Consider the following 13607-nt stretch of genomic DNA (forward strand, 5'->3'; position numbering starts at 1 on the left):
TACTTGGTGATCGCTGCCGTCAGCGTCGTCTTGCCGTGGTCAACATGGCCAATCGTGCCGATGTTCACATGCGGTTTCGTACGCTCAAACTTTTCCTTTGCCATTGCAAAGCTCCTTTTGTCTTGCGGATGGCGGAGGGATCCCCGCCCTACGGGTGATGGGTAGGGCGGGGTTCACCCCGCCACCCGGTCTCTTATGCGTATTTCGACTGGATCTCGTCCGAGATGTTCTGCGGAACCGGATCGTAATGGTCGAACTGCATCGTGAACTGCGCGCGGCCCGAGGACATCGAACGCAGGTTGTTGATGTAGCCGAACATGTTGGCAAGCGGCACGAAGGCATTGATGGCGATCGCGTTGCCGCGGTTCTCCTGCCCCGACACCTGGCCCCGACGCGAGGTCAGGTCGCCGATGATCGAACCGGTATACTCTTCCGGCGTGATCACTTCGACCTTCATGATCGGCTCCAGCAGCTTGGCGCCGGCCTTGCGCATACCTTCGCGCATGCCCATCCGTGCAGCGATTTCGAAGGCGAGCACCGAGGAGTCCACGTCGTGGAACTTACCGTCGATCAGCGCGACCTTGAAGTCGATCACGGGGAAGCCCGCCAGCGGACCGGAGTCCATGACCGACTTGATGCCTTTTTCCACGCCCGGGATGTATTCCTTGGGCACGGCGCCGCCGACGATGCGCGACTCGAAGGAGTACCCTTCGCCCGGCTCCGTCGGAGAGATGATCATCTTGACCTCGGCGAACTGACCCGAACCACCCGACTGTTTCTTGTGGGTGTAGGTATGCTCGACCTCTTTCGAGATGGTCTCGCGATACGCCACCTGCGGTGCACCGATGTTGGCTTCGACCTTGAACTCGCGCTTGAGGCGATCGACGAGAATGTCGAGGTGAAGTTCGCCCATGCCCTTCATGATGGTCTGACCGGACTCGAGGTCGGTTTCGACACGGAAGGACGGGTCTTCGGCGGCCAGACGGGCCAGACCCTGGGACATCTTCTCCTGGTCGCCCTTGGTCTTGGGCTCGACCGCGATCTCGATCACCGGCTCGGGGAAGGTCATGGTTTCGAGAACGACCGGCTCCTTGGCGTCGCAGAGCGTGTCGCCGGTGGTGGTGTCCTTGAGACCTGCCAGAGCGATGATGTCGCCTGCAAAGGCTTCCTCGATCTCCTCGCGGTTGTTCGAGTGCATCATCATCATGCGGCCGATGCGCTCTTTCTTGCCCTTGGTCGAGTTCAGGATCGAATCGCCCTTTTTCATCACGCCGGAATAGATCCGGGTGAAGGTCAGCGAACCGACGAACGGGTCGTTCATGATCTTGAACGCCAGGCCGGCGAACGGCATGTCGTCATCCGCGCGGCGCGCGATGTCACGGGTTTCCGTCTCGTCGCCCGGCTTGAAGCCCATGTAATCGACAACGTCCAGCGGGCTGGGCAGGTAGTCGATCACGGCGTTGAGAAGGGGCTGAACGCCCTTGTTCTTGAACGCCGAACCACCGAGGACCGGCACGAAGTGCAGGGCCAGCGTGCCCTTGCGCAGCAGTTTGCGCAGGGTCGGAACGTCGGGCTCTTCGCCTTCGAGATAAGCCATCATCGCGTCGTCGTCTTCTTCGACGGCCGCTTCGATCATCTTGCCGCGCCATTCGAGAGCCTGATCCTTGAGGCTGTCGCGGATGTCGGTCTGGATCCAGGATGCACCAAGGTCTTCACCCTGCCACAGCCACTCTTTCATGGTGACCAGGTCGATGAGGCCTTCAAGCTCGTTCTCGGCGCCGATCGGCAGGCCGACGGGAACGGCGCGGGCGCCGGTGCGGTCCTCGATCATGCGAACGCAGTTGAAGAAGTCCGCGCCGATCTTGTCCATCTTGTTGACGAAGACGATGCGCGGAACCTTGTAGCGGTCGGCCTGACGCCAGACGGTTTCGGTCTGGGGCTCAACGCCTGCGTTGGCGTCGAGAACACAGACGGCACCGTCGAGAACCGCCAGCGAACGTTCGACTTCGATGGTGAAGTCGACGTGGCCGGGGGTGTCGATGATGTTCAGGCGGTGCTTCTCGGTGTCGGCGGTCTGGCCATCTTCGGTGCGTTCCCAGAACGTGGTCGTCGCAGCCGAGGTGATGGTGATACCGCGTTCCTGTTCCTGCTCCATCCAGTCCATGGTGGCGGCGCCGTCATGCACCTCACCAATGTTGTGGGATTTGCCGGTGTAGAACAGGATGCGCTCCGAGCAGGTCGTCTTGCCTGCGTCGATATGCGCCATGATACCGAAGTTCCGGTAGCGGTCGAGCGGGTAGTCGCGTGCCATTTGGATGAGCCTCTAGGATTTACCAGCGATAATGCGAGAAGGCCTTGTTGGCCTCTGCCATCTTGTGGGTGTCTTCGCGCTTCTTAACGGCGGTACCGCGGGACTGTACAGCGTCCAGCAGCTCGCCGGCGAGGCGTTCTTCCATCGTGTTTTCGTTGCGGCCGCGCGCGGCGGTGATCAGCCAGCGGATGGCCAGCGCCTCGCGGCGCTCGGGGCGAACCTCGACGGGGACCTGGTAGGTGGCACCGCCAACGCGGCGCGAGCGGACCTCGACCGAGGGTTTGATGTTGTCGAGCGCTTCGTGGAACACTTCGACGGGGGCGCGCTTGATCTTGGTCTCGACGCGGTTGAGGGCGTTGTAGACGATGCGCTCTGCGACCGACTTCTTGCCGTCGATCATCAGGTTGTTCATGAACTTGGTCAGAACCTTGTCACCGAACTTGGCGTCGGGAAGGACTTCGCGTTTTTCTGCGGCGTGACGGCGGGACATTCCAGTGTCTCCTTCTTCTTACTTAGGACGCTTCGCGCCGTACTTCGAACGACGCTGCTTACGGTCTTTGACGCCCTGGGTATCCAGAACACCGCGCAGGATGTGGTAACGCACACCGGGAAGGTCCTTCACACGGCCGCCACGGATCAGGACAACCGAGTGCTCCTGAAGGTTGTGGCTTTCACCGGGGATGTAGGAGATGACCTCGTAGCCGTTGGTCAGGCGCACCTTGGCGACCTTCCGCATGGCCGAGTTCGGTTTCTTCGGCGTGGTGGTGTAGACCCGGGTGCAAACGCCGCGCTTCTGCGGGCACTGCTCCAGGTGCATGGATTTCGAACGTTTAACTTTGGGCTGCCGCGGCTTGCGGATCAGCTGCTGGATCGTTGGCATTCCGGTTATTTCCCCGTTTCGCAACTGCTTCGTGTCATGCACGCGCGTTGCGTGCGGTTTCAGGTTCTGGCGCGCCTGCGTTCCCACATGCGCAAAATCCGCGATCGTTCCCGTTCCGAGGTGAACGACGCGGTTGGGTATCAGAGGGTGCGGGTGACAAAATTGCCCGGACCTTGACCACTTGGTATGTGAAGTCGGCCGCGAAAAGTTCCGGAGCCGAGATAACGCGGGCGTATAGGGGGAGTCGCTCGTGCTGTCAACAGGCCCGCCCGGCTTGTCCGCCGCATCGGCGCTTATGTAGGCGTGCCACAGCCGCAGGGCAACCCGACGCGGCCCGCTTGTCCGCCGGGAAGGCGCCCGCCATAGTCGCCCGCGACAACCACAGGGCAGGAACACCCCATGCAGGTCATCGGCCTTTGCCGCTTTTCCTATCCCGCGATCGGCGGCTTTCAGGTCGAGCATGACAGCATCGAGGAGCGGATCGCCTTTCTCTACCAGCCGGACCGGCTCGAAGAGCGGTTCCAACTGCTCGAGACGGTCGCGCTGCCCTGCCTGCGGGCGCAGACCGATCCCGATTTCGAGCTGATCATCGTCATCGGCGACAGTCTTCCGAAACAGCACCGCGACCGACTGCACGATATCACCGCAGGGATGCCGCAGATCCGCATCGTGTCCGAGCCGCCGCGCCGGCAGCGCGAGGTTATGAAGGAGCTGTTGCAGAAGGCCCGCCGCGATCCTTCGAAACCATGTCTCCAGTTCCGGCACGATGATGACGACGCCATCTCGGTCGATTTCGTCGAAAGGCTGCGCGCCTCGGTCGACGACTGCGCCGGGCTGGTGAAGCGTCACAAGACCGTCGCCTTTGACTGGACCCGCGGTTACGTCGCCGAGATGGGCGCAGACGGGATCGCCGCGACCGAGATCCTGCGCACGCTCTATGTTGCCTCGCTGGGCATGTATATTCGTGGCGGCTGTCCGCTGACGATCATGAATTTCGCGCATGAAAAGATCCATCGCTTCATGCCGGTGGTCAGCGACAGCGGCCCGCCCATGTGGGTGCGCACGCATAACGGCTACAACGACTCGCGCCAGAAAAAGGTCAAGCCGGTCCCGGTTGAACCGTTGACCCGCGAACAAGAAGGCGAATTCCGCGCGCGATTTGCGATCGATGCCGACCAGATCCGGCGTAGGTTCGGGCGCTGAGATGCAGGTTCTGGGCCTGTGTCGCTTCTCCTATCTCGGCCGCGGCGGTTTCAAGGTCGATCATGACAGCCTCGAAGAGCGGCGCGCCTTTCTGTACGATCCGCGCCGGATGGACGAGCGCTTCCGATATTTCGAGGCGATCACCCTACCCTCGGTCCAGGCGCAGACCGATCCCGATTTCACCTTCCTGATCGCGACAGGGGACTGCTTCCCCGATATCTACATGGAGCGCCTCGCAGCGCTGACCGCTGACATCCCGCAAACGGTGATCCGACGCTATCCCCCGATGAAGCATCGGCAGGCCATGGCACGCGCGTTAAAGGACGCCCGCGTCGAGGATGGCGCGCCGCATCTGCAGTTCCGCCTTGATGATGACGACGCCATGGGGGTCGATTTCGTCGCGCGGTTTCGACAAACGGCCCGTGACCTGCGCCCGCTCTGGGACCGGCATCCCGCCATCGCCGTCGATTTCAACACCGGCTACGTGTTCCGCGCGGGTCCCCGCGGGCTGGAGGTCGTCGCTTACAAGTATCCCTACAGCGCCATCGCGCTCGGCGTCATCCTGCAACCGGGCGTACAGGAAGGCATCATGCACCATGGTCATCACAAGTTGTGGACCGCCATGCCGACCATTACCTTTCCCGGCGATGACATGATGCTGCGCGGTCATAACGAATTCAACGACAGCCGGATGAAAGGCGGCGCACGGCAATTCGACTACCAGCCGCTCACGCCCGAGCAAGAGGTGCATTTCCGCGCCCGGTTCGGCATCGACAACGCCCGGGTACGGGCGCTGTTTTCAGGCGGCTGACCGTTCCCGGAACAGGGTGAAAAGACCCGCCGCCACGACCAGCCCGCCGCCCAGCATGGTCACCGGGTCCGGCCAATGGCCGAAAACCAGCCACCCCAACACCAGCGCCCAGAGCAGCCCCGAATAGCGGAACGGCGCGACGAACCCCACCTCGCCCACGCGCATCACCATCACGCTCAAGGTGTAGCCCAACAGGATGAAGAGAGAGGCGCCCAGCACCATCGCGCCCGTTTCGACCGTGAGCGGCTGCCAGTCCACGGTAAGCGAGGCGAGCGCCCCCGCAGTCGTGACTGAAAGCGCGGTCGCAAGGCTGACGGTCAGCGATGGCACGGCGGGCGACATGCGCCGGGTCAGCAGGTCGCGGCCAGTGACACAGGCCACTGCCGCCAGCGCGAACCCGGCATAAAGGCTGAACCCCTCGGGACCGGGACGCACGATCAGCAGCATCCCGCAAAAGCCGATGCCGATCGCCGCCATGCGCCGCCAGCCGATGCTTTCACCGAAAAACAGCACCGCCCCCAGCGTCACGGTTAGCGGCAGGACCTGCAATACCGCCGTCACGTTGGCCAGCGGCATGTTCAAAAGCGCGGTCAGGAAAAAGAAGGTGGCGCCCACCTCGGTGCCGCAACGCGCGGCGACCAGCCACCGGTCGCGGGCGGGAAACCGCAGGTGCAGCGCACCCATGTAGCGGGCCAGCAGGAACAGCCACAGGCAGGTCAGCGCCCCGCGCAGCGTGATGATCTGGAACAGGGGCAGCGTATCGCCCAGCAGCTTCACGATCGTGTCGTTGATCGTAAAGGCCGCCATGCTGCCCATCATCAGCAGCGACCCGGTCACATTTGGGGACATGCGCGAAACCTTTTGACGCCGGACCGGGAATTGCTAACGCCCGGTCCGGCGAAGCGCAAAGGAAATCGCCCGCAGGGGTCAGCCCAAGCGATCCGCCAGCAGGCTTGCGACCTCCTTGGACGAGGACGGGTTTTGTCCGGTGATCAGCCGCCCATCTGCAACGGCCTTGGGCTGGAAGTTGTCGCCGGGCTGGAACTCCGCCCCCAATTCGCGCAGCCGGGTTTCCAGCAGGAAGGGCACGACCTCTTCAAGGCCCATCGCCTTTTCCTCGGCGTCGGTAAAGGCCGAGACTTTCATGCCCTGCACCAGCGGGCGGCCCTGTACCTCGACCCCAACCAACGCGGCAGGACCGTGACAGACCGATGCGATAATCTTTTCCGCTTCCCACGCCTTGGCGAGCGTTACCGCGACCTCTTCGCTTGATGCAAGGTCCCAGACCGCGCCGTGACCACCGGGAATGAAAACGGCGTCATACTCGGCCGCTTTCTGATCCGACAAGTTCGCTGGCGCTTGCAGAAGAGCCATCGCCGCATTGTCGCCCTTGAACCGGCGCGCCGCTTCGGAGCTGTCGTCCTGCTCGGGTTCGGAGTTCGGGTCGATCGGAATCGGCGCGCCACCGATGCTCGCGATGGCCACTTCGTGCCCTGCATCGGTCAGGGTGTAATAAGGCTCTGCCAGTTCTTCGAGCCAGACACCGGTCTTGTTGCCGGTATTGCCCAGGGCGTCATGGGCGGTGGAAATAATCAGGATCTTGGACATCAAGGCCTCCTTGGCGTTCCGGCCCTGCCACGCGGGCGGGACCTGTCCGGGGTTCGGCCGGGAAACGCGGCCCGCCCCGTCCGGTTCCACCTAGACGAAGGCCGTGAGCACCAGTGACAGCCACGGAATGCCGATGATCGCGGCCAGAACGAAGATTTCCGCGAACAGGAACCACGCGACACCGCCGAAGATCGATTCCAGCGGAATCCGATCACCGACGATGGACTTGATGACAAAGACGTTCAGCCCGATGGGTGGCGTCACCAGCCCGATCTCGAGCAGCTTGATGACGACGACCCCGAACCAGATCAGCGAAAAGCCAAAGGTCTCGACGATGGGAATGGTCAGCGGCAGTGTCAGCAGGATAATCCCGATCGGGTCAAGAAACATGCCGAGAAAGATGTACATCACCACGATCAGCGCCATCACCACGAACACGGACACGCCCGAGGTTTCGATCCATGTCGTGATCTCGCCTGCAAGGCCGGTCAGCGCGATGAAGTTGACGAACAGCTTGCCGCCAATCGCGATGACGAAGATCATCGAGGACTGATAGACGCTCTCCTTCAGCGCGGCAAAGATCTTGGTCAGGTTCAGCCGGCCCAGCACCAGTCCCAGCAAAAGGGTCGTCGCCGCACCCACGCCGGCCGCCTCGGTCGGGGTGAAAAGCCCGACATAGATGCCGCCGACCACGGCGATGAACAGAAGGACGATGGCCCAGCAGTCGCGCAATGCCCGCATCCGGTCGGCGCGCGAGATCTCTTCGTCGGGAACGGGCGCATCCTGGGGCCGCTTGGAAACCCAGATATAGATCACCAGAACGTAGGCCAGCAGCGACAGGATGCCGGGGATGATGGCCGCGATGAACAGCTTGGCAATCGATTGCTCGGCGAAGATCCCGTAAAGAATGAACAGGACCGATGGCGGGATCAACGATCCCAGCGTGCCGCCGATCGCGACCGAGCCCGAGGCCAGCCCCCGCGAATAGCCGAATTGCAGCATCTCGGGAATGGCGATGCGCCCCATTGCCGCCGCACAGGCCACCGAGGAACCGGTGATAGCGGAAAACCCGCCGCAACCCACGACCGACGCGATGGCCACCCCGCCCTTGAGCTTGGCCAGCCACAGCCGTGCGGCGCGGTAGATATCGGTGGTGAAGCCCGCCTCGTAGGCCAGATGCCCCATGAAGATGAACAGCGGGATGGTCGACAGCGTGTAGCTGGTGATAAAGGCATAGGGGTTGTTCGCCATCAGCGAGAATGTCGGCTGCCACGCCCATTGCGGCGCGAACTCGGCCCCCGGCCGCCAGGCGAAGATGACGAATATCCCCACCGATGCGACAGCGCCAAGGGCGGCGGCAATCGGCACGCGCAGCGCCAGCAGGACAAGCGTGGCGATCAGGCCGATGATACCCACGGAAAGCGGATCCATGCGTCAGACCTCCGCGCTTGACGCGGGCGTGCCGCGCAGGTCTGCCACGGTGTTCGCCACGAGGCGGATCAGGAACACTACGACACCGACGGCAAAGACAACCTTCATCGGCCATGTCGGCACTTCGAGCCTGCCGTCATAATAAAGCCCTTGCGCGAATTCCTGCGGCACCTTCTTGGCGATGACAAAGCCCATTGTGCCGAGGAACGCGCCAAAGATGATCCGCCCGACGATCTTTTGCGCGGTCTGTACGCCCTGCGGCAAGCGGTCCGAGATGATCGTCACCGCGATATGGCCGTCATGACGTTCGACATATCCCAGCGGCAGGATGATGACGCAGACCATCAACAGCCCGATCATCAGCAGGTCGTCGGGGATCGGCGCATTGAACGCCCCGCGCCCGATGGCGGACCCCGTCACGAGCGCCCCCATGACCAGAAGGGCAAGACAGGCGAGGTAAAGCGTGAGGTCTTCGACAAGCCGAAGCAGGCGCGAGAACATGGGCAGATCCCCTTGGCAAGGAAAGGCCCGCCATGATTTGGCGGGCCGTCAGGCGCGAATGATGCGCGATCAGCTCTTGCTGTCCCAGGGATAGCCGTTGGCGTCCCGCTCGGCCGTGTATTTGTCTACCATCGCCTTGAAGGCACCATAGACCGCCTCGCCGTCGAGGCCCTTGGCGCTGGCCTTCTCCTTCCAGTTGGCGACATCGTCATTGGCGATCTGAACCAGCGTTTCACGCAAGGCCGGATCGGGCTGCACCACCTCGATCTTGTGACCGTCTATGCCCGCCTCCAGCTCGGCCTTCACATCGGTGCGAGAGTTGTACATCTTTTCGGCCACGTATTCGGTGAACTCGCGCCCCAACTCGTTGACCAGCGCTTGCTGCTCGGGGGTCAGGCTCTTGTAGGTGTTCATGTTCATCCCGATGCCAAAGGCCAGCACCTGACCCATGTTCAGCTCGGTGATGTAATCGGCCACCTCGTACTGTTTGTAGGCCTTCACCACGTAGTAATAGGTGGTCGAGCCATCCACAGACCCGTTCGAGATCGCCTCGTAGACCTTGGGCTGGCTGACCGACACGGTCGACGCCCCCTGCGATTCCAGCGCGGGCACGAAGGCGCCCGTCGCGCGGAAGGTCTTGCCATCAAGGTCCGCGCCCGTGGTCACCGGCTCCTTGGCGGTCAGCAACTGGGTAGGGCCGGTCGTGTAATTGGCGAAATACTTGATATTGGCTTTTTCCTGCTCGGCCAGCGCGGCCTCGTTGGTGGTCATGAAGTCGTAGGTGGCCATCATCCCCACCCATTCGTCGCCGAACTGGATGGTGTCCGTCACCTCGTAGGCGACCAGCTGCCCCGGCGCGTAAACCGGCACGATCGAGGCCATGTCGGCCACCCCGTCCGACAGGCCCTGCGCTGCGGTCTTTGCCCCAAGAAGCGCCCCGCCCCAGGTGATGTTGAGGCCCAATTCACCGCCCGAGCGGTCGCGCAACTGCTCGTCCAGCCATTCGAGCGCGGCGGCGCGCGTCCCGCGGTTCGGCCCGAATTCGGCAAACCGCAATTCGCGCATTTGCGCCTCGGCCCCGCTGGGCAGTGACGCGGTGACAAGCCCCGCCGCCACGATGGCAGGCGTCAGCAATCCACTGAGAATGTGCTTCATGGAAATCTCCTCCCTGTGCTGGCTCTCCCGCGGCCAACTGCCTGCAGTATCACATAAACCGGTTGCGTCGTGTCAATATGTAATTATTATTTCAACAGATGAAATTTTGGGAGAGGCCAGTGGCAACACTTCAGAAACCCCGCGGACAGCAGGGCGCAACCCTGCCCCGCGTGCGTGCAATCAGCCGCGCGGTGGCGATCCTGCGCGCCTTTTCCGCCGACAAGCCACATCTGGCACTCAACGAGATCGTACGCGCCACGGGCCTTGATGCAGGCACCACGCGACGCATCCTTGTCACCCTGCGCGACGAGGGGCTGGTGCATCAGAACCCGGCCAATGGACTTTACAGCGCCTCGACCGGCCTGATCGACCTCGCCCGCGCCGTGCCCGAATCACTCACCCTGACCAGCCTTGTCGAACAACAACTGATTGACCTGGCCGAGGCGACGCAAACCACCGTCTACCTTTCGCTGGTTCGCGACGATGCAGCGCTTTGTACGGCACGGCATAATGGCGGGCAGGCGATAGAGGTACGGTGGTGGGCCGTTGGCGAAACGCGCCCCTTCAACCGGGGCACCGGGCCGCGGGTCCTGCTGGCCTATCTCGACGCGTCGGAACGCGACCGCATCCTGGCCCGTCGCTTGAAGCTGGATCCGGGCGAGGAAAGCGCGCTGAAGCAGGAATTGGAGCAGACTCGCAAACGCGGGTTCATCGTCATGCATGACGAGATCGCGGTCGGAATCTCGGCCATGGCAGTTCCCCTGCTCGACGATCAGGGGCGGCTGCTGGCGGCCATCTCGACCGGGGGGCTGACCCCCCGCTACGTGGGCGCCGCGCAGGCCGCGATGCTTGAACACATGCAGGACGCAGCCGGGCGGATGCAAGTCACGTTACGCGGCTATTCGCATTAGAATTTCACAGAATGAAATATAGGTTGTTTGTTGACTTATTGACGGAGGGGCGACAACACTCGGAGCGAACATGACCGAAAGGGAGGGCGGTGCATGGGCCAGACCATTGCGGAAAAGATCCTCGCCCGTGCATCCGGGCAGGACACGGCGCAGGCGGGCGACGAGGTGCTCGCCAAGCCGGATTTCGTCATTGCCTATGACTTTCCGGGCTATACCGATGTGATCTTCAAGCAGATGGAGGAGGAGTTCGGCATCGAACAGGTGGCCGAGCCGGACCGCTACGCGCTGTTCATCGACCACATGGTGCCCGCCGCCACCACCGCCGAGGAAGAGCTGCACGAGATCACCCGCGCCTGGGGCAAGAAGAACAACGTGCCCGTCTATGAACGCAAGGGGATCGGCCATCAGGTCGCAGCCGAGCTTGGCTATGCGACGCCTGGTGCCTTCGTGGTGCATTTCGACGGCCACATCTCGCAGCTCGGCACATTTGGCACTCTGGCCATCGGGGTCCGCCGCCACCTGCTCGAGGCATTCGTCAAGGAGCGGATCAAGATCAAGGTGCCGGAAACCACGCGCATCGACATCACCGGCACGCTGCGCCCCGGCGTGACGGCGCGCGACGTGTTCCACCACATCGTGCGCGTCCTCGGCCCCCGGTCCTGCCGTGGCAACGTGATGGAACTGGGCGGCGACGGCATCGCGGCGCTTTCGCTCGAAGGACGGCAGACCATTAACTGCCTCGCAATGTTCACCGGCGCGATCACCGCGATCATGAATCCGGATGAAAAGGCGCTGGCCTATATCCGCGAGCGCCAGCGGCTGGATATCGACCCGCTCTATTCGGACGAGGACGCCACCTATGCCGCACGTCACCAGATCGATGTCAGCGATCTTGAACCGGTTGCCGTGATCCCGCCCAGCCCCGCCAACACCCGCGACCTCAGCGAGGTGGCAGGCACCGAGGTGCAGGTGGGCTATCTCGGCTCCTGCGCCTCGGGCCGGGTCGAGGATCTGGCGCTGGCTGCCGACGTGCTGGAGGGGCACAAGGTCAAGGACGGCTTTCAGCTTCACGTCATCCCCACCAGCCAGGAGATCATGGAGAAGGCCGCCGAGCAAGGCATCCTGACCCGCCTCATCAACGCGGGCGCCTTCATCAGCTCGTCCTCCTGCGATTACTGCTTCGGTCGGATGGGCGTGATGCGCGACGGACAGCGCGCGGTGTCGACCGGCACGCTCAATGTGCGCGGGCGCATGGGATCGCCCGACAGCGAAATCTACATCGTCAATGCCGCCGCCGTGGCCGCCTCGGCCATCGAAGGCAGGATCGCCGACCCCCGCCCCTATCTGGAAAGGGAAACGGCATGACGCTGCAAAACCTGCGCGGTCGCATCGCCTGGATCTTCGAGGAAGAAGACTTCGACGTCGACCAGATCGTCGGCGTGAAGAACATCAAGATCAAGGACCCCGACGAGCTTGCCCGCCTTGCAATGGCTCACGAAGAAGCCGATTTTGCCCAGAAAGTGCAGCCGGGCGACCTGCTCGTCGGCAATCACAATTTCGGCTACGGCCATCCCCATTACCCGCCGATGATCGGCATGCGCAAACTGGGCATCGCGGGCGTGATCGCCGAAAGCTTCGCCCCCGGTTACTGGCGCGGCGAGATCGCCAACGGTTTTCCGCAGGTCGCCTGTCCCGGCATCATGGGGGCGGTAAACCGCTGGGACGAGGTCGAGGTCGATTGGGCCACCTCCACCCTGCGCAACCTGAGCCAGGGAACCGAACTGCCTTTCGAGCCGCTCAGCGACGGTGACCGCCTGATGCTCGATACGGGCGGAATCGTCGGATACCTGCATGCACGTGAAGAAGAGGAGGCCACCTCATGATCGACGCCGCCATAAAACGCGATTTCGCCGCCCGCGCCCGCGCCGGCGATACGGTATTCCTGCCCGGATGTTTCGACGCGATGTCGGCGATGCTGGCCGAGAAATCCGGCGCGCCAGCCGTCATGACCTCGGGCTTTGCCGTGTCGGCCACCCATCTCGGGTTTCCCGATGTCGAGCTTTACACCATGACCGAAAACCTCACCGTGGTGCGCAATGTCGTGAACGCGGTGGGCATCCCGGTCATCGCCGACACCGATACCGGCTATGGCAACGCGATCAACGTGATGCGCACCGTTCGCGAGTTCGAGCAGGCCGGTGTCAGCGCCATGATATTCGAGGATCAACTGGCCCCCAAACGCTGCCCCGCCGCCGCCAAACAGGTCGAGATCCTGCCCGCCTATGAACATGCCGGCAAGATCCGCGCCGCCGTGCAGGCCCGCCGCGACCCCGACACGCTGATCATCGCCCGCACCGATGCCACGTCCGAGGACGAGGCCATCGCCCGTGCCAACCTGTATGTCGAGGCCGGGGCCGATATCATACAGCCGATCAGCCGCACGTTCACCGATATCGACGGGCTGCGCCGGTTACGCGCCGCCGTGGGTGTTCCGCTGTCGCTTCAGGTTTTGGGCTGGCTCGAAGACCTGACGCCCGACCAGATCCGCGAGGTGGCGGGCATCGCCGTGTTCCCGCTGGTGGGCCTTATGACCGCCGCGCGCGCGATGCAGCAGAACTATGCCAAACTGATGCAGGACCTAAGCACAAAATCACTGCCCAACCCGGTCATGGGCATGCCCGAATTCAAGGAATTCATCGGGTTTGAAGAGATCGAGGACCAGCAGGCCAAATACCTTGTGATGGACCTCAAGGCCACCGGCAGCCTCGGCTGACCGCGCCAAAGGGAGGAACGAGA

General features: G+C 62.9%; 15 protein-coding genes. 6 read left to right on the plus strand and 9 right to left on the minus strand.

Features of this window, described 5'->3' with window-relative positions; translation table 11 throughout:
• The 4 genes from ACFORG_RS00005 to rpsL all read right to left on the minus strand — a co-directional run.
• The coding region (locus ACFORG_RS00005) for a GTP-binding protein (RefSeq protein WP_377181647.1) at positions 1–104 on the minus strand (104 nt) is incomplete at its 3' end.
• A gap of 89 nt (positions 105–193) precedes the next feature.
• Positions 194–2311: an elongation factor G gene (gene fusA, locus ACFORG_RS00010; RefSeq protein ID WP_386733318.1), complete on the minus strand. Its 2118-nt coding sequence runs from the start codon at positions 2309–2311 to the stop codon at positions 194–196.
• Between the two features lie 19 nt (positions 2312–2330).
• The gene (gene rpsG, locus ACFORG_RS00015) at positions 2331–2801 is read right to left on the minus strand and encodes a 30S ribosomal protein S7 (protein WP_386733319.1); all 471 of its coding nucleotides are present in this window, start codon (positions 2799–2801) and stop codon (positions 2331–2333) included.
• 18 nt (positions 2802–2819) lie between these two features.
• Positions 2820–3191 (minus strand): 30S ribosomal protein S12, encoded by a 372-nt coding sequence (gene rpsL, locus ACFORG_RS00020; protein WP_005980675.1) that lies wholly within the window; start codon positions 3189–3191, stop codon positions 2820–2822.
• Positions 3192–3590: 399 nt separating this feature from the next.
• On the opposite strand from rpsL, the gene ACFORG_RS00025 reads away from it, so the two are divergent.
• Together ACFORG_RS00025 and ACFORG_RS00030 are read left to right on the plus strand one after the other, a co-directional pair.
• Positions 3591–4394 (plus strand): putative rhamnosyl transferase, encoded by an 804-nt coding sequence (locus ACFORG_RS00025; RefSeq protein ID WP_386733320.1) that lies wholly within the window; start codon positions 3591–3593, stop codon positions 4392–4394.
• Complete coding sequence (locus tag ACFORG_RS00030) at positions 4360–5205, plus strand: putative rhamnosyl transferase (RefSeq protein ID WP_386733321.1); 846 nt, start codon at positions 4360–4362, stop codon at positions 5203–5205. Before ACFORG_RS00025 ends, ACFORG_RS00030 begins: the two co-directional genes overlap by 35 nt.
• On the opposite strand, the gene ACFORG_RS00035 is transcribed toward ACFORG_RS00030, so the two are convergent.
• The 5 genes from ACFORG_RS00035 to ACFORG_RS00055 all read right to left on the minus strand — a co-directional run bounded on the left by ACFORG_RS00035 (position 5194) and on the right by ACFORG_RS00055 (position 9900).
• The gene (locus tag ACFORG_RS00035; protein ID WP_386733322.1) at positions 5194–6054 is read right to left on the minus strand and encodes a DMT family transporter; all 861 of its coding nucleotides are present in this window, start codon (positions 6052–6054) and stop codon (positions 5194–5196) included. The two genes, ACFORG_RS00030 and ACFORG_RS00035, sit on opposite strands and share 12 nt — an antisense overlap.
• Positions 6055–6132: 78 nt before the next feature.
• Positions 6133–6813, minus strand: coding sequence for a type 1 glutamine amidotransferase domain-containing protein (locus ACFORG_RS00040; protein WP_386733323.1), 681 nt, complete (start codon positions 6811–6813; stop codon positions 6133–6135).
• Positions 6814–6903: 90 nt separating this feature from the next.
• On the minus strand, positions 6904–8244 hold the full coding sequence (locus ACFORG_RS00045) for a TRAP transporter large permease (RefSeq protein WP_386733324.1): 1341 nt from the start codon (positions 8242–8244) through the stop codon (positions 6904–6906).
• 3 nt (positions 8245–8247) lie between these two features.
• Complete coding sequence (locus ACFORG_RS00050) at positions 8248–8745, minus strand: TRAP transporter small permease (RefSeq protein ID WP_386733325.1); 498 nt, start codon at positions 8743–8745, stop codon at positions 8248–8250.
• 69 nt (positions 8746–8814) lie between these two features.
• Positions 8815–9900, minus strand: a complete 1086-nt coding sequence (locus ACFORG_RS00055; protein WP_386733326.1) for a C4-dicarboxylate TRAP transporter substrate-binding protein — start codon at positions 9898–9900, stop codon at positions 8815–8817.
• A gap of 119 nt (positions 9901–10019) precedes the next feature.
• On the opposite strand from ACFORG_RS00055, the gene ACFORG_RS00060 reads away from it, so the two are divergent.
• From ACFORG_RS00060 to ACFORG_RS00075, 4 genes are all read left to right on the plus strand, one after another.
• Positions 10020–10811 carry an IclR family transcriptional regulator gene (locus ACFORG_RS00060; RefSeq protein WP_386733327.1) on the plus strand — a complete coding sequence of 264 codons (792 nt, stop codon included), beginning with the start codon at positions 10020–10022 and terminating at the stop codon, positions 10809–10811.
• Between the two features lie 93 nt (positions 10812–10904).
• A complete protein-coding gene (locus ACFORG_RS00065; RefSeq protein ID WP_386733328.1) occupies positions 10905–12176 on the plus strand; it encodes a 3-isopropylmalate dehydratase large subunit in 1272 nt (423 codons plus the stop codon).
• Positions 12173–12694, plus strand: coding sequence for a hypothetical protein (locus tag ACFORG_RS00070; protein ID WP_386733329.1), 522 nt, complete (start codon positions 12173–12175; stop codon positions 12692–12694). The genes ACFORG_RS00065 and ACFORG_RS00070 overlap by 4 nt, the downstream gene beginning before the upstream one ends.
• Positions 12691–13584 carry an isocitrate lyase/PEP mutase family protein gene (locus tag ACFORG_RS00075; protein WP_386733330.1) on the plus strand — a complete coding sequence of 298 codons (894 nt, stop codon included), beginning with the start codon at positions 12691–12693 and terminating at the stop codon, positions 13582–13584. The genes ACFORG_RS00070 and ACFORG_RS00075 overlap by 4 nt, the downstream gene beginning before the upstream one ends.
• Positions 13585–13607: the final 23 nt, after the last annotated feature.

The organism is Lutimaribacter marinistellae (assembly GCF_042648365.1).
In the GTDB taxonomy this organism is placed as follows: Bacteria; Pseudomonadota; Alphaproteobacteria; order Rhodobacterales; family Rhodobacteraceae; genus Lutimaribacter_A; species Lutimaribacter_A marinistellae.